This window comes from Streptomyces sp. NPDC045967, from assembly GCF_056430495.1.
This window is the reverse complement of the sequence record NZ_JBWKLE010000016.1, coordinates 112,966-127,608: the sequence shown is the minus strand read 5'-3', so window position 1 is coordinate 127,608 and position 14,643 is coordinate 112,966. Positions and strand designations below refer to the sequence as shown.

At 74.9% G+C, this 14,643-nt stretch carries 14 protein-coding genes; 6 read left to right on the top strand and 8 right to left on the bottom strand.

All coding sequences use genetic code 11. The features are described 5' to 3' along the window. Positions 1 to 154: 154 nt before the first annotated feature. The gene (locus AC07FY_RS25760) at positions 155 to 367 is read right to left on the bottom strand and encodes a hypothetical protein (protein WP_479010335.1); all 213 of its coding nucleotides are present in this window, start codon (positions 365 to 367) and stop codon (positions 155 to 157) included. Positions 368 to 938: 571 nt separating this feature from the next. Here AC07FY_RS25760 and AC07FY_RS25755 point away from each other — a divergent pair. The 4 genes from AC07FY_RS25755 (at position 939) to AC07FY_RS25740 (ending at position 4,212) form a co-directional block, all read left to right on the top strand. Continuing rightward, positions 939 to 1,718: a CAP domain-containing protein gene (locus tag AC07FY_RS25755; RefSeq protein ID WP_479010333.1), complete on the top strand. Its 780-nt coding sequence runs from the start codon at positions 939 to 941 to the stop codon at positions 1,716 to 1,718. 145 nt (positions 1,719 to 1,863) lie between these two features. Continuing rightward, positions 1,864 to 2,637: a class E sortase gene (locus AC07FY_RS25750; RefSeq protein ID WP_479010331.1), complete on the top strand. Its 774-nt coding sequence runs from the start codon at positions 1,864 to 1,866 to the stop codon at positions 2,635 to 2,637. Positions 2,638 to 2,948: 311 nt separating this feature from the next. Beyond that, positions 2,949 to 3,398, top strand: coding sequence for an SRPBCC family protein (locus tag AC07FY_RS25745; protein ID WP_479010328.1), 450 nt, complete (start codon positions 2,949 to 2,951; stop codon positions 3,396 to 3,398). A gap of 205 nt (positions 3,399 to 3,603) precedes the next feature. Further along, positions 3,604 to 4,212: a response regulator transcription factor gene (locus tag AC07FY_RS25740; RefSeq protein ID WP_479010325.1), complete on the top strand. Its 609-nt coding sequence runs from the start codon at positions 3,604 to 3,606 to the stop codon at positions 4,210 to 4,212. Positions 4,213 to 4,270: 58 nt separating this feature from the next. Here the strand turns inward: AC07FY_RS25740 and AC07FY_RS25735 are convergent, their stop codons facing one another. The 5 genes from AC07FY_RS25735 to AC07FY_RS25715 form a co-directional block, all read right to left on the bottom strand. After that, positions 4,271 to 6,088, bottom strand: a complete 1,818-nt coding sequence (locus tag AC07FY_RS25735) for an ATP-binding cassette domain-containing protein (RefSeq protein WP_479010322.1) — start codon at positions 6,086 to 6,088, stop codon at positions 4,271 to 4,273. Then, a complete protein-coding gene (locus tag AC07FY_RS25730) occupies positions 6,085 to 7,986 on the bottom strand; it encodes an ATP-binding cassette domain-containing protein (protein WP_479010319.1) in 1,902 nt (633 codons plus the stop codon). Before AC07FY_RS25730 ends, AC07FY_RS25735 begins: the two co-directional genes overlap by 4 nt. Positions 7,987 to 8,053: 67 nt before the next feature. Next, positions 8,054 to 8,188, bottom strand: coding sequence for a SapB/AmfS family lanthipeptide (locus AC07FY_RS25725; RefSeq protein WP_479010316.1), 135 nt, complete (start codon positions 8,186 to 8,188; stop codon positions 8,054 to 8,056). A gap of 75 nt (positions 8,189 to 8,263) precedes the next feature. Beyond that, the gene (gene lanKC, locus AC07FY_RS25720) at positions 8,264 to 10,819 is read right to left on the bottom strand and encodes a class III lanthionine synthetase LanKC (RefSeq protein WP_479010313.1); all 2,556 of its coding nucleotides are present in this window, start codon (positions 10,817 to 10,819) and stop codon (positions 8,264 to 8,266) included. A gap of 175 nt (positions 10,820 to 10,994) precedes the next feature. After that, positions 10,995 to 11,195, bottom strand: a complete 201-nt coding sequence (locus AC07FY_RS25715; RefSeq protein WP_479010311.1) for a hypothetical protein — start codon at positions 11,193 to 11,195, stop codon at positions 10,995 to 10,997. A gap of 42 nt (positions 11,196 to 11,237) precedes the next feature. Between AC07FY_RS25715 and AC07FY_RS25710 the strand changes: the two genes are divergently transcribed. Further along, positions 11,238 to 11,825, top strand: a complete 588-nt coding sequence (locus tag AC07FY_RS25710) for an NAD(P)H-dependent oxidoreductase (protein ID WP_479010309.1) — start codon at positions 11,238 to 11,240, stop codon at positions 11,823 to 11,825. Positions 11,826 to 11,873: 48 nt separating this feature from the next. Here the strand turns inward: AC07FY_RS25710 and AC07FY_RS25705 are convergent, their stop codons facing one another. Together AC07FY_RS25705 and AC07FY_RS25700 are read right to left on the bottom strand one after the other, a co-directional pair. Next, positions 11,874 to 12,413: a SixA phosphatase family protein gene (locus AC07FY_RS25705; protein WP_479010307.1), complete on the bottom strand. Its 540-nt coding sequence runs from the start codon at positions 12,411 to 12,413 to the stop codon at positions 11,874 to 11,876. A gap of 333 nt (positions 12,414 to 12,746) precedes the next feature. Continuing rightward, positions 12,747 to 13,346, bottom strand: a complete 600-nt coding sequence (locus AC07FY_RS25700; RefSeq protein WP_479010304.1) for a TetR/AcrR family transcriptional regulator — start codon at positions 13,344 to 13,346, stop codon at positions 12,747 to 12,749. A gap of 98 nt (positions 13,347 to 13,444) precedes the next feature. Here AC07FY_RS25700 and AC07FY_RS25695 point away from each other — a divergent pair, with 98 nt between their 5' ends. Further along, a complete protein-coding gene (locus AC07FY_RS25695; protein ID WP_479010301.1) occupies positions 13,445 to 14,428 on the top strand; it encodes an aldo/keto reductase in 984 nt (327 codons plus the stop codon). The last annotated feature ends 215 nt before the right edge of the window (positions 14,429 to 14,643 follow it).

Below are 14,643 nucleotides of genomic sequence, written 5' to 3'. Positions count from 1 at the left end.
CGGTGATCTCACCGGTGGTGGGTTTGCGGAGCCCTCCGACGACATTCAGGCCACGTCGAACGGGCCTCGGGTGCGTCCCCACCCGCCCGCTTGAGACAGTCCCACCTCGGCCCCGGAGCGTCGGCCGACGGTGGGGACGCCCGAGGCGGGCCGGCTAGCCGGCCTTGGGCGAGGGGGCGGTGGCCTGTTCATCGAGCGCGATCCGGGCGGTGGCCTCGGCCAGGGGCCATTCGGCGTGGGCCCGACTGGTGGCCCGAGGCGCTACCAGCTTGGTGCCGGTCAGTCCCAGCCGGTCGCGCACCACCTCCACGGCGACGGGATCGTCGTCCACGTCCGCCGTGCGCCGGTCGGTGGGGTCGAATTCCACGAGAGTGCTCCTTGGCCGTGGGGACCGCCGGGCCTCGCTCACCTTCACGCTCCTTGATATCCCGGTCCCGGATATCCCGGTCCCGGCGACGGCGCAGTGCGGCGCGCCCCCGCCGAAGCCCTGCACCGCTGCGGACAGGCACCCGAACCCGTCCCGCGCCGCGGGCCTGCCGTCGCCCGCGGTTGCGCGGGAAACAGTGATATGCGCCACAGCCGATTCCGGGGTCACGGAAGCATCACGTCCGCTGAGGTCGCATGGAAATGTCGCGATGTGTCCTCACGGGGTCGACATTTCGCGTCCCCACCGAAATGCCTGTTTCCACCCACGGGGCTTCCTTCCACAACAGGCCATGTCACACGCGCTTCTGACGCATGCCGCCCCCGTCGGATCGACCGCGGGGCCGACGGCCAGCACGTCCCCGCGCCCATTTCAAGCCCGGCCCGCGGCGCCGCGGCCGCCGCCGGTGGCGGGACTTGCCAGCCCGTGACGGGCTTTCCAAGAATGGCGGCCCGCCCGGCGCTCCGGCGGTTCAGGGCGCAGAAACGCTTCGCAGAGAGACCAAGAGGCCAGCATGCAGAAGCACCGCAAGAAGAAGCACTACCGGAAGATATCGATCGCCGCGGTCACCCTCGGCCTCGTGGGCGTTCCCACGGCCGCCCTCGCGTGCTGGGACATGCAGGAGGCGGGCGCGACCCGGGCCTCCGACCGGCAGGGCCCCCGCCCCTTCGCCGGCACGCCCTCGCCCACCCCGCCGCCGACGCCCCAGGCGGATCCCGTGGCCGCCCCCGTCGAGGCGCCCCGGCCGACCGGGCAGCCCGCGGGCGATCCGCAGCCGGTCCAGCCACCCGCCGCGCCGACGCAGCCGCCCGCCGCACCGCAGCCGCCCGCCGCGCAGCCCACCAAGCCCGCCCCGGCGAAGCCCAAGCCCCCGGTCGCGTCCAAGCCGCCGAGCACCGCGCCGACCGCCGCGCCCTCCGGTCCGGCCGCCGAGGTGGTGGCCCTGGTGAACCAGGAGCGCGCCAAGGCCGGCTGCTCGGCGCTGACGGTCAACGCCCGGCTGACCGCCGCCGCGCTGAACCACAGCAAGGACATGGCCGCGCACGCGACCATGTCGCACACCGGCTCCGACGGCTCCGACCCGGGCCAGCGCATCACCCGCGCCGGCTACGCCTGGCGGACCTACGGCGAGAACGTCGCCTACGGCTACAGCAGCCCCCAGCAGGTGATGACCGGCTGGATGAACAGCCCCGGCCACCGGCAGAACATCCTCAACTGCGCGTTCAAGGAGATCGGCGTCGGCCTCGCCCAGCCGAACTCCTACTGGACGCAGACCTTCGGCGCGGCCCGCTGACGCCAGGGGCTCATGTACGGCTTGCTCCGAGGGGCTTATGTCCGGCTTGCTCCGTATGCCACTCTGTCGGGGCGGACCGCGTCCGGGGTCATCCCCCCGCCGCACCTCCCCCGCCCCGACCGACCGAACGACACGGACCACAGCCATGCCCCTGCCGTACCCGCACCGAGCGGCCGTCGCCGCACTGGCCGCCGCCGCGACCGCCCTGATCGCCGCCTGCGCACCCGGGGCCGCGGCCGGGCCGGCCGGCCCGGCGACTCCGGTGCGGGCGGCGGCGCCGGTCGCCTCGCCGGCCACGTCCGCCGCGTCCACCACGCCCGCGGCTCCCGGGCCGACCTTCCCGGCGGCCACGGCCGTGGCCGCGCCGTCCGTCGCGGCCCCCGCGTCCCGGCCCCGGGCCTCCACGGTGTCCATACCCTCGGCCGGCATCACGGGGCTGCGCGTGGTCCCGTATGAGGGCACCACCGACGACCTCCCCGGCACCCGCATCCAGGACCAGGGCGTGGCCGCCAGCCCGTACGGCAAGCGGGGCGGAGTGGGTCCCGGAGAGGTCGGGAACTTCCTGATCACCGCGCACCGCCTGTCGGCGGGCGGGCCGCTGCGCGATCTGCCCTCGGTGAAGGAGGGCGACGAGGTCCTCGTCACGGTGGGCGCCACCGTGTACACGTATGAGATCGTGGCCACCCGCGAGACGAGCTTCCGCTCCGAGCGCTCGCTGAGCGAGCAGCGCGCCGCGGTGCCCGGCGAGCCCGGGGCGACCCCGAGCCGGGCCATGGTCACCCTGTCCACGTGCGCCACCCCGGAGGACCACGCCGAGGGGAACTTCTGGAGCGACGCCCAGGGCAACCCCGAGCACCGCATCGACAAGATAGGCGTGCTGCGCGGGACCACCGGGCCCACGACCGCACCTGTCGGCTGAATCCGGCCGGTTCCGCCGCGCGGGACCCCGTCCCTCCGCGGGCAGCGGAGAGAACGAGGGGGCAACCCCTTCAGGTGGGCCGGAAATACCCTTGTGATCTTCGCCGGGGTCCCCCACCGGGCCCGGTGGGGGACCCCGGACGGGGCGGATCCGGCCGGCACCGTCGTTGCGCGCCATTGCGAGCCGTTCCGAGCCCCCGCCCGCCCCGGTGCATGGGCCCCGGCGGGACGGGCACCCGCGCTGGGAGCGTCCTGACGGACGACCGCCCCGCGCCGCGCGGGGCTGCCGACGACAAGGAAGGTGTGCCACGCATGTCCCACGTCGAGGAAGAGGTCGAGGTCAACGTCCCCGTCCGCACCGCCTACAACCAGTGGACGCAGTTCGAGGAGTTCCCCGCGTTCATGGAGGGCGTCGAGCGCATCGAGCAGCGGTCGGACACGCTCACGCACTGGGTGACCAACGTGAACGGGGTGCAGCGCGAGTTCGACGCCCAGATCACCGAGCAGCTCCCGGACCGGCGCGTCGCCTGGATGACAGTCGACGGGGAGGCCCGCCAGGCCGGGCTCGTCACCTTCCAGCCCGTCGACGCGACCACCACCAAGGTGGTCCTGCACATGAACTGGGTGCCCGACGGCCTGGCCGAGGGGACCGCCGACAAGCTCGGGTTCGTCAAGCGTCAGGTGACGGGTGATCTGAAGCGGTTCAAGCACTTCATCGAATCGCGCGGGGTCGAGACGGGCGCCTGGCGCGGCACCGTCTGACGGCGTCCGGGCAGGGCGGGGCCGGTGCGCAAGGCGGTAATCCGCCGCGTGGGAGGTGGTATCCCGCCGAAGGGAAGCACGAACCGTCGGGGTTATCGGCCAAGTTGCCCGTATGCCCCTCCACGCCCCTCGCAGTGACGTTCCATCACCCCTGTACGGGGCACCCGCGTGGTGCTGCTGGTTCGTCTACCGAGGAGAGCGCAAGATGACGAAGGTCCTCGTCCTGCACAACGTCAGCCTCGTCAGGTCGGCCCTCGCCGCCCTGTTGAGATCCGAGGGGCCCTTCGAGGTCACGTCCGCGGGCTGGCGGACCGCCACGCGCCAGTCGGAGACGTTACGGCCGGACGTGACCGTCGTGGACCTGGACTGTCCGGGGACGACGGCGGTGCTGGCCGGTGACCGCCGCGCCGACCGCCAGGTCATCTCCTCCCCCTCCTCGGTCCTGATGCTCGCCTCGGCCGGCGCCCCCGGTTCGCTGCACCGGGCCTTCCGGGCCGAGGCCCGCGGCTATGTCGACAAGGACGGCTCGCCGGGGCGCCTCGTGCGGGCCGTCCGCAAGGTCGCCGCGGGGGAACGGTTCATCGATGCCTCACTCGCCTCCGCTTTCATGGAGGCCGAGCCGGTACCGCTGAGCCCGCGCGAGGTCAGCGTGCTGGCCCGGGCCGCGGAGGGCGACTCCATCGCCGAGATCGCCCGCACCCTGCACCTCGCGAGCGGAACGGTGCGCAACTACATGGCCGCGGCGACCCGCAAGACCGGTGCGCGCAACCTCATCGACGCGATACGGATATCCCGGCGGCAGGGCTGGGTCTGATCCGACGCGGTCGGATCCCCCGCGGACGAAGGCGCCGCGGCCGGAGACGCGGACCGCGTCACTCCTCCGCGGTCCCGTTCCACTCCCCCACCAGATCCCGGTACAGGGGCGACCTGTCCGGGAGTTCCGCATGCGTGCCGCACACCGCGCGGGTCCCGTCCAGGACGAGGACCCGGTCCGCGCGGGCCGCGGAGGACACCCGGTGGGCCACGACGACGAGGGTGCCGGGACGGTCGGCCAGAGCCCGTTCCGCCCGCTCCTCCGTGCGCGGGTCCAGGTGGCACGTCGCCTCGTCGAGGAGCAGCAGCGGCGCCGGGGAGAGGTAGGCGGCGGCGAGTGCGAGGTGCTGGCTCTCGCCCCGGGAGAGTTTCCGGGGCGAGACCTCGCCGTCCAGCCCGCCCAGTCGTTCGACCAGGTCCTCCAGCCCCAGGGCGGTGACGGCGCGGCGCACCCGGTCGTCCCCCGGTACGCCGGCCCCGGCCCCTGCCCGGCAGGAGGACAGGTGGGTGAGGTTCTCCCGCACCGTGCCGGTGAACACGTAGGCCTGCTGCGGCAGCAGGGTGCGCCGCGGATCCGGCCCGGTGGCACCCGGGCCCCGGCGGGCGGGCGCACCGCAGACGAGGACCGCACCCGCGTCGGGGGGCAGCATCCCGGCGAGCAGCGCGGTGAGCGTGGACTTGCCGATGCCGCTCGGCCCCACCACGGCGAGGTGCTCCCCGGGGCGTACGACCAGGTCGAGGGAGTCCAGTACGGGGCTGGCGCCGGGGCCGTAGGCGAAGGTGACCGACCGGAGCTCGGCCGCGGCGGCGGAGTGCCGGCGGGGGTGGACGGGCTCCTGCGGCGGGGGCGCAGCGGCGCCTTCCGGGCGGACGGCGGCCTCCGGGCGGACGGCGGCCACCCCGGCGGGCGGCGGCAGGGGGTCGCAGAACCGCTCGAGGACGACCAGCAGTCGGGTTCCGGCCGAACCCAGCGCCGTCATCAGCGAGTTGAGGGCGGGCAGGAGCGCCGTGACGACGTACGTGAGGCCGCCGGCCAGCGTCCCGGCGGTGATCCCCCGCCGGAGCAGCCAGGGTGTCGCGACGAGCAGGGCGATCACCGGCAGGCGGCCCGCGGTGCCCAGGGCCACGGTGCGCACGGCGGCCCATCCCCCGAGCGTGCGCGCCAGCCGCTCCTGCGTTGCGATCAGGGGTTCCACCCGGGCCTCGGCTGTCGCCTGCCCACCGCAGGCGACGATGTCCCGCAGCCCCTCCCCCAGCTCTCCGACCCGGTCCGACAGCGCCTCGTCGGTGTCGAGGGACAGGCGCTGCACGGCGGCCATGGGGCGGAGGGTGGCCAGGAAGGCGGCCATGCCGAGCAGCAGCGGGGGCAGGACGACCAGCAGCAGGACGGGAGCGAGTGCCGCCATGCCCGCGAGGGCGCCCAGGGCGGTGAAGACGAAGGAGCGGGTGGTCAGGACCAGCCCGGCGAAGGAGTCCCGGGCCATCTCCGTCTGCTGCGTGAGCCGGGAGACGGCGCCGCTGCCGGGGGCGCGGGCGGGGTCGGCGACGGCGCGGTCGAGGGACTGCCGCACCGCCCGCCGGACCAGTCCGTCGCGCAGCGGCTCCACCAGGTCGGCGAGTGCGGCGAACACGCCGCGCAGGGCGAACCCGCCGAGCAGCGCCCCGACTCCGGCCACCGCGAGCCAGGCGAGGCCGGTGCCCGTGCGGCCGGCGAGGAAACCGTCGTCGAGGGCGCGCGCCACGCCGTAGCCGCCCAGGAAGGTGTGCGCGGACTCCAGGAGGGACCACGCCGCCAGCCGTCCGACCGCGGCTCTGCGGCCTCGCAGGAACCGCCGTCCTTCGGGGCCGACTCGCCGCCAGCTCTCCCGCTCGGTCACCGCGCCGCCTCCTCCCGCGCACCGCTCCGCGCCGCCCGCGTCGCGGGCTCCCCGCCGGCTCCCGTCGCCGGGTCGGCGGCGAACACCGCCCGGTAGTCGGCCTCGCGCCGCCACAGCTCGCCGTGCGTGCCCGCCGCCCGCACCCGTCCGTTCTCCAGCCATACGACGAGGTCGGCGCGGACGGCGGACGAGAGGCGGTGGGCGACCACGATCCGGGTGCCCGGCCGGACCTCGCGGGCGAGCGCGCGTTCGACCTCCCGGGCCGTGACGGTGTCGAGGCTGGAGGTGGCGTCGTCCAGTACGAGGAGCCGGCCGGCCCGGTGGAACGCCCGGGCCAGCCCCAGCCGTTGCACCTCGCCGCCGGACATCGGGGCATCGGCGAGGCGCGTCGCGTAGCCGTGGGGCAGGCGTCGTACGAACGGGTCGGCGCCCGCGGCCCGTGCCGCGGCGCGGACGGCGTCCGGGACCGGGGCGGCCCCCGGGCCGGGGGCGGCCCCCGGCGTGGGGGCGGTCGTCGGTGCGGGGCCGGTCGCCGGTGCCTGACCGGTCTCCGGCGCGGGGCCGGCGTGCGCGCCGAACGCCACCGCGTCCGCGACCGAGTCCCCGAACAGCACGGGCCGGTCGAAGGCGTAGCCGACCTCGCGGCGCAGCGCCCCGGCCGTCAGTTCCGGCAGTGGTACCCCGTCCAGCAGAACCTGTCCGGCGTCGGGGTCGGTGAGCCGGCCGGCGACGGCGGCGAACAGGGTCTTGCCGGCGCCGGACCGGCCCACCACCGCCACCGTGCTGCCTCCGGGGACCACCAGGCTGATGTCGTGCAGGACGGTCGCTCCGCCGCGTACGACCCGCACGCCGCGCATCTCCACCGTGCCGGGGCCGCCTTCGGGCAGCTCCCGGCCGCCGTGCGCGAGCGGGGGCAGGGCCAGGAGGGCCGCGGTCCGCCGGGCGGCGGCCCGGCCTCGGACGACGGCGGCCAGTCCGCCGGTCACGGCGCCGATACCGGCCGCGAGGCCCGCGTACCGCACGGCGGCCAGGAGGTCGCCGATTCCGATGGCCCCGGCCGACAGGCGGATGCCGCCGACGGCGAGGACCGCGTACAGGAGCATCGGCATCAGCGCGGCGGACCGGGCCGTCGTGCCGCCGTAGACCCGCCACATCGTGCGGCCCTCGGTGCCCAGCTCCGGCAACTGCGCCAGGATCCGGGCGCGTTCCCGGTCCGCGGTGCCGGCGGCGGCGATGGTGCGCGCCCCGGCCAGCGCCTCCAGCAGGCGGCCGGCGGTCGCGAGCTGTACCTGCTGGTAGCGGCCGACGCTGGTCAGGGTGTCGCGGGCGAACGCGCGCAGCAGGAGCACCAGCAGCGGCACTCCGAGGAGAAAGGCGAGCGCCGTCCAGACGTCGATGAGGAAGAGGGCGGCCACGGCGCCGACCGGCGGCAGGAGCGCGGCGACGGCGTGCGCGGCCGCGGCCGGCACCCGGCCGGCTTCGGCGGCGTGCGCGGTCAGCCGTGCGGCGGTCTCCCCCGCCGCGTGCCGGGCCGCGTGGTGCGGGGCGGTCCGCAGCAGCCGGGCGAGTCCGAGCCTGCGCAGTCGGGCGGTGGAGCGGCCGTCCACGCCTCCGGTCAGTCGTGCGGCGGCGGCGTCCAGCGCCACCTCGGCCGCGATGACCGCGGCGCACAGCAGGGTCCAGGCGGGCCCCGAGGGGGCGCCCCGCAGCAGCAGGTCCAGGGTGTGGCCGAGGACGGCGGGTTCGGCGAGTGCGGCCGCGGCGGCCGCCACGGTGGTGGCGAGGATGGCGGCGGTGCGGCCGCCGCTGTGCCGGGCCGCTGCCACGAGCGCCCGGTCCGCGACGTGGTCCACGCCGTGCGCCTCGGCTGCGTCGGCCGGCGCGTCGGGGGGCCTCATCGGCGGGTGCCTCCAAAGATGTGGTGCGGGCCCGGGCGGCGAACCGCCCGGGCCCGGGGTGACCTGGTCAGTTACAGGTCGTAACGCTCAGGCTGCTGTCGCCGCAGAGCAGCAGGCTGGCTCGGCTGCCGCCGCCGGTCATCGAGACCTCGGCGGACTCGTCCTTCGGGGTCTCCATCGACTGCAGGTCAAGAAGCGTCATGTCGGTTCCTCTTCTTCTCTCGAGTGGTGCGATGGGTCACGGTCCCGGACGGGACCGGTTCGTGGGCCGCGCGTTTCAGCGCAGCGGGGGGAGGAACGGCAGGTGCGCGCGCCCGCCGGGCGCGGCGCTGCCGAGGGCGAGGAGAGCGCCGGCCGTGCCCGTGGAGAGGTCCATGGACAGCCGCATCATCTGCTCGCCGGGGAAGGCCAGATGCCCCTGGTACGGCACGGCGTGCCGGGCCAGTGCGTCGATCTGGCGGGCGATGGCCCCGGGGTCGGTGCCCGGGCCCGGTGTGGTGGTCCGGGCCAGGTGGAGGATCATCCCGGCGGCTCCGCGCATCAGGCCGGGCTGGGCGTAGAAGGTCGCCTGGGCGGCCCGTACGATCTCGCGGCGGGCCTGTTCGAAGCGCTCGTCGGGGCCGTGCTCCAGCCAGTCGTCGAGCACCATGCCGATGCCGACGCTGCCTTCGCCGAGGTAGGGCATCGTGCGCCAGCCCTCGTTCACCTGGAGGGTGCCGAACGCGCTGGTGACGCACCGGTCGAGGTCGCGGTGGAGGGCCTGGCCGGCCTGGACGAGCAGTTCCTTGTCGCCGGTGCGCTCGTAGAGCCGTACCAGCAGCAGGGCGGGGCCGGAGTTGCCGTAGAGCAGTCCCGCCCGGCTGGGCCGCTGCTCGGGGCGGAGGACCAGTTCGGCGCAGCGCAGGGCCGCCGCGTGCAGCTCGCCCTCGCCGTAGGCGGTGCCGAGGGCGTCCAGGGCGAGGCCGATGCCGGCGAGGCCGCTGTGCAGGTCGGGGCCGGCGCTCTCCCAGGGCTGGTGGAGCATCAGGTCGGCGAGAGCGAGCGCACGGTCGCGGTGTCCGAGCCGGTGCAGCGTCCAGGCCGTGCCGGCCAGGCCGTCGTAGAAGCCGAGCGGGGTGCCGGAGGCGGGTTCCCGCGACCGGTCGAGCAGCCATTCCTCGGCTTCCGGCCAGGGATCGGCCCCGGTTTCGGCGAGGGCGTGGAGCACCCCGGCGATCCCGTAGCCGAATCCGATGCCTCCGCCGGCGGTGGCGAACTGGGCGATGTCGCCCGGGATCAGGCGGTCTTCGCGGTCCGGGGTGGCGCTCGCACGCAGCGCGGCGGCCATCGAGGTGCGGGCGGCCGGCCACTGGCGCGGTTCGACCGGCAGGTACGGCCCGGCCAGTGCGGTCGGGCGGTCGCCCGACGCGTCCTGCGGGACGCCCGACAGGATCTCCTCGACGGCCTCGTCGAGGAACCGCCGCGGTACGGGGAACTGCTCGGCGGTGACGGCGGCCAGGTGGACCGCCTTGGCCCGGTCCATGACGAACAGGCTCGTCAGCGGGAGGAACAGGGCGAGCCGCAGGCAGGCGAGGGCGTAGCGGTCGACGGAGAACCCGCGCCGTTCGGCGGGGGCGACGAAGGCCGGGTTGGCCACGGTCTGCCGCAGCCCCTCATCGACGTGCGCGGCGGCTTCGAAGTCGAGCAGGGCGACGGACGGTTCACCCGTCTCGTCCTCCGAAACCATGATGTTGAAGAGGTGGAGGTCGTTGAAGACGACGCCCCGGGCGTGCACCGCGTCGACGGCTTCGGTCACCCGCTGATGGATCTTCAGCGCCCACTCGGTGTACGCGGCGAGCTCCGCCGAGTCCGGGTCCGCTTCGATCAGGGGGTGGCGGCGGGCGAAGTAGGTGTTGAGCGGTTTGCCGGCGAGGTGCTGCAGCACCAGGAAGTGGTGGTCGCCGACGGTGAACGCGCCGCGCACGGCCGGCACGCAGTCCAACCCTGCCAGGCGCTCCAGCGCGGCCTGTTCCCGGTGCAGCCGGGCCACGGCGTCGGCGCCGTCGGCGGCGAGTCCGGCGTGCGGGCGGGCTTCCTTCAGGACCACGCTCTCACCGGTGCGGGTGTCGGTGCCGAGGTAGACGCCGCCGCCGTTGGAGAAGTGAAGGGCCCGCTCCACCGTGTAGGGGACGTCGGTCAGGGTGACCGCGGAGCGCGCCGCGAGGTGCGGCTTCAGGAAGTCGGGCAGTTCGAGCCACTCCGGCGGCTGGAAGGCCGGTCCCCGCCGGTCCGGTTCGAGCCGCCCGTCGGGGGCCTCGATGGCCGGGACCAGGTCGCCTCGGTCGTCGTAGCAGTGCCGCAGGGTGAAGCTGCCGTAGCGCAGGTGGACCGGTCCGGCGCCCCAGCGCAGGTCGCTGAGAATGTACGGGCCGGCCGCCCCCGCCAGCGAGGCGTCGAGGTCCTCCGCGATGCGGCGGCACTGCTCCTCGTCGGCCGGGTAGACGGTGAGAAACTTGCCGCTCGCCGCGCGGTCGGCGTACTTCGCGTTCCGCAGGTGCAGCAGGTAGCGGCTCGGTATGAACTTGAAGGCGATGCGCCGGGCGGTGCAGTAGTCGTACACCGTCTCCAGCACCGACTCGGCATTGCCGAGCGTGGCCGATACGTGGATCTTCCAGCCCTGCGAGGGGAGTTCGGCGCCCTCGGGGCGCAGCGCGAGCCAGTCGCCGCTGCGGTGCGAGCGCCACCCCGACGGTACGGGGGCGAGCGCGGCCGGATAGCTCTCGCCGCTCCGTCGGTACGGCGCGTCGTAGAACCAGCGGTCGGCGTCGCAGAAGGCCGCGTACCCCTTGTTCACTCCTGCTCCCTCGGTCGGTGGCAGACCTGACCGTGTCACGCCGGGCACGCAGCGCGACAGTCACGCCTGTCACCGGCGGGGTGTGCAGTACTCACGAGTCACCAAGGGGGCCCAGGCCGCGCACGGATGACGGCGCAGGTCACGCGCGGATCCGGCGGGACGACGCCGGCCGCGGTCACGTCCCGGTGCGGGTGAACTGCGTGCGGACCAGCAGGGTGTCGACCAGGTCCTCCGCCGGGGCGCCGGCGGCCGGGCGGCACAACTGCTGCCCGAAGACCAGGGCGACGGCGGCGCCGGCCAGGCGCTCGGGCTCCGGCATGCCCGGCTGGGTCAGGATCCGGGTGGCGAACAGGCCGACGGTGCTCGGTGATGGCACGGACGGGGCCCCGTACCCCTGCGTTCGCGGACGGGACGGTGCGTGGACGGCCTGGGAACGCCCGGCCGGCCACGGTGGGACCGCGGCCTTCTCGGGCACCGCGCTGGCGGTCACCGGCATGCCCGACGGGACCGTGCAGGTGGCTGCCGGCGGGCTCGACGGGGGTTCGGGCCGGCACTGTCCGCCGCGGAGACGGGCACGGTCGACTCGGCGGCGGATGCCGAGGACGCGCAGGTGGCGCTGCACCGGGCGGAGGTGGCCACCCTGGACGCCCTGGTGTTCGTCCACCCCAACGGGTGGGGCATGCCGCCGGCCGTCCTGGCGGGCTGGGTGCAGCGCGTCCTGGTACCCGGCGTCGCCTACAAGCTGGGGTCGGCGCAGGGGGAGCCCGCCGGGCTGCTCACGGCGGGGCGGGCGCTGGTGCTGAACACCTCCGACACCCCCGCCGAACGGGAGGAGCACGAGTTCGGCGACCCGCTGGCCGGCATCTGGTCCGCGTGCGTCCTGCCCTACGTGGGGGTCGCCGACGTGCGGCGCGTCGTCTACAGGACCGTCACCGATTCCTCGGACGCGCAACGCGCGGAGTGGCTGGACCAGGCGCGCCGCCAGGCCGCCGCGCTCGTGGCCTGAAGCACCGCCCGCCTGCTCCCGGCGGCCGACCGCCGGGGCGTCGGCAGGTCAGCGGCGCGGGGACCAGAAGGCCGCCAGGCGCCCGCTGCCCGGGGACAGGGCGTCCCAGCCGTCCGGGAGGTCCACCACCACGACACCCGAGGTGGGGAACGCCTCCCGGAGCCGTGCCAGGGGCTTCACCGGGCCGCTGCCGCACAGGGCCGTGGCCAGCTCGTGGATGCCGGAGTTGTGGCCGACGAGCAGGAGGCTGCGGAGGTTTCCGCCCCGCGCGGAGAGCACCTCGACGAGCCCGCTCGGAGCCGCGTTGTACAGCCGGTCGTCGTACACCGTCGGCGGCGGACTCGTCAGGGCGGGCAGGATCAGCTCCCACGTCTGGCGCGTCCGGCGCGAGGGGGAGCACAGCGCCAGGTCGATCCGGTACTCGGACCGCGTCAGCCAGCGCCCGGTCTGCGGGGCGTCCTCGCGGCCCCGGTCGCTCAGGGCGCGGTCGAAGTCCTCCACCTCCCCCTTGGGCACGGCCTTGGCGTGCCGGACCAGCAGCAGTCGGCGACCGGTCCCCCCTGCGGGGGCCGAGGGTTCCACCGGCATGGTCTCTCCTTCGCCGCGGGTCTCGTACAAGGCCATGGTGCCGCCCCCGCCACGCGTACGCACGTGCGAGCCGCCGGGCGGAAGCTGCGGCGGCGGCTGCCCGGGCTCAGCGAGGAGTGCCGACGCAGGCGCCGCGCGCGAGGAGACGGACGGCTTGGCGCACCGCGAGGTGCACGACGTCTGCCACTGAAGCCCGTACTACTGCCTGACGGACTTCGGCCGGGAGCTCGCCGACGCGTTGACAGCTTCGCCCCGCCGCCGTCCGCTGCCGCGTACCCACTCGAAGGTGGCCGCCGCCCGCACCGTCCGGGGGGCTCGACTCGGCGCTTCGTCTCAGTCGCCGGCGCCGGCGCCGGCGCCGGGCGGTGCGGTGATCCGGCGTACGGCCTCCACCACCGCCGTGCGGTGCCGCGCGGCCCGGTCCGCCGGCCAGCCGGTGCCCGTGTCACCGTCCGCCGCGGCGTCCACCGAACCGAACCACGCCTGCGACAAGGCCATCACGAGCGCGAGCACGTCGGCCGCGTCCATTCCGGCGTCGATCCGGCCCGCGTCCTGCGCCTGCCGCACTCCCGCGATCTTGCCCGCGTAGGACGCGGCCTCCGCGTCGGTCGTCCCGGGGCGCTCCAGCTGCTTCCAGAGCACGAGTCGCATCAGGGACGGGCGCTCGGTGAGGTGGTCGAAGACGGCCCCCGCGTAACCGGGGAGGTCGTCGGGGTCGAACGGCACGGACTCCGAGCCCGTCTCCAGCGCCCGCTGGAGCACGGCGTCGAAGAGCTGCTCCTTGTTGCCGTAGTAGACGTAGATGAGCCGCTTGTTCGCCTGCGCGGCCTCGGCGATGCGGTCGACCCGCGCGCCGGCGATGCCGTACGCGGCGAACTCGGAGAAGGCCGCGTCGAGCAGGCGTGCCCTGGTTGCGCTGGAATCCCGTGCCATGCTCCCGACCCTAGCAAGTAACTATCCGGTTATTGACATGCGGCGAGAGCATGGCGCATGCTCTATCTATCCAGTTAGTTACTTACCAGGAGAGCACGATGGACATCCGCACACTGGGCCGCCAAGGACTCGAGGTCGGCGCCGAGGGCCTCGGGCTGATGGGCATGAGCGCCCACTACGGGGCCACGGACGACACCGAGTCGCTGGCCACGATCGACCGGGCTCTGGAGCTCGGGGTCACCCTGCTCGACACCGCCGAGGGGTACGGGCCCTTCCGCAACGAACAGCTCCTCGGCAGGGCCCTGGCCGGCCGCCGTGAAGCCGCCGTGGTCGCCACGAAGACCGGCATCGAGTTCACCGACGCGGGAGAGTTCCGCGGCCACAACGGGACCCCGGAGTACATCCGCCACGCGGTCGACCGGTCCCTGCGCCACCTGGGCACCGACCACATCGACCTCTACTACCTGCACCGCATCGACCCTGACGTGCCCGTCGAGGAGAGCGTGGGCGCCATGGCCGAGCTCGTCGCCGCCGGGAAGGTGCGCCACATCGGGCTGTGCGAGGTGGCCCCCGCCACCATCGAGCGGGCCCACGCCGTGCACCCGCTGGCCGCCGTGCAGACCGAGTACAGCCTCTTCGAGCGCGGCATCGAGCACGACGGCGTCCTCGACACCCTGCGCGAACTCGGCATCGGGCTCGTGGCCTACTCGCCGCTGGGGCGGGGCTTCCTCTCCGGGGCCATCACCAGCCCGGACGACTTCGCCGCCGACGACTTCCGCCGTACGGACCCCCGCTTCCAGGGCGAGAACTTCCACCGCAACCTCGCCGTCGTCGGCCAGGTGCGCCGCCTCGCCGCGGAGAAGGGCGTCACGCCCTCACAGCTGGCTCTGGCCTGGACCCTGCGGCAGGGCGCGGTGCCCATTCCGGGCACCAAGCGCCGCCGCTACCTGGAGGAGAACATCGCCGCCACCACCGTGACGATCAGCGACGCGGACCTCGCCGCGATCGATGCCGTGGCCCCGCACGGCGTGGCCTCCGGCGACCGCTACGCGCCGGAGCTGATGGCGTCGCTGAACGGCTGACCAGGGCCGGTGAAGAACCTGCCGGTCAGGCCGCCGCGAGCCGGCTGCGCGCCGTCACGTGAGGGGCTCCGGCGCGGGGACGGGCCCGGGCAGCGGGCCCGGCTGCGGGTGTGGGTCGGGCCGCGGCGCGGGCTCCGGCACGGGGTCGGGTTCGGGCTGCGGAGGGGCCGGCGGCGCCGGATCGGGACCGCCCGGCGGCGGGACCGGTCCCGGCA

What these genes read in the sequence shown, in the direction of transcription:
- AC07FY_RS25695 (WP_479010301.1), top strand. Translation starts at nt 13,445, where the DNA reads ATGGACATCCGCACACTGGGCCGCCAAGGACTCGAGGTCGGCGCCGAG.
- AC07FY_RS25750 (WP_479010331.1), top strand. Translation starts at nt 1,864, where the DNA reads ATGCCCCTGCCGTACCCGCACCGAGCGGCCGTCGCCGCACTGGCCGCC.
- AC07FY_RS25700 (WP_479010304.1), bottom strand. Translation starts at nt 13,346, where the DNA reads ATGGCACGGGATTCCAGCGCAACCAGGGCACGCCTGCTCGACGCGGCC.
- AC07FY_RS25730 (WP_479010319.1), bottom strand. Translation starts at nt 7,986, where the DNA reads ATGAGGCCCCCCGACGCGCCGGCCGACGCAGCCGAGGCGCACGGCGTG.
- AC07FY_RS25725 (WP_479010316.1), bottom strand. Translation starts at nt 8,188, where the DNA reads ATGACGCTTCTTGACCTGCAGTCGATGGAGACCCCGAAGGACGAGTCC.
- AC07FY_RS25705 (WP_479010307.1), bottom strand. Translation starts at nt 12,413, where the DNA reads ATGCCGGTGGAACCCTCGGCCCCCGCAGGGGGGACCGGTCGCCGACTG.
- AC07FY_RS25745 (WP_479010328.1), top strand. Translation starts at nt 2,949, where the DNA reads ATGTCCCACGTCGAGGAAGAGGTCGAGGTCAACGTCCCCGTCCGCACC.
- AC07FY_RS25740 (WP_479010325.1), top strand. Translation starts at nt 3,604, where the DNA reads ATGACGAAGGTCCTCGTCCTGCACAACGTCAGCCTCGTCAGGTCGGCC.
- AC07FY_RS25755 (WP_479010333.1), top strand. Translation starts at nt 939, where the DNA reads ATGCAGAAGCACCGCAAGAAGAAGCACTACCGGAAGATATCGATCGCC.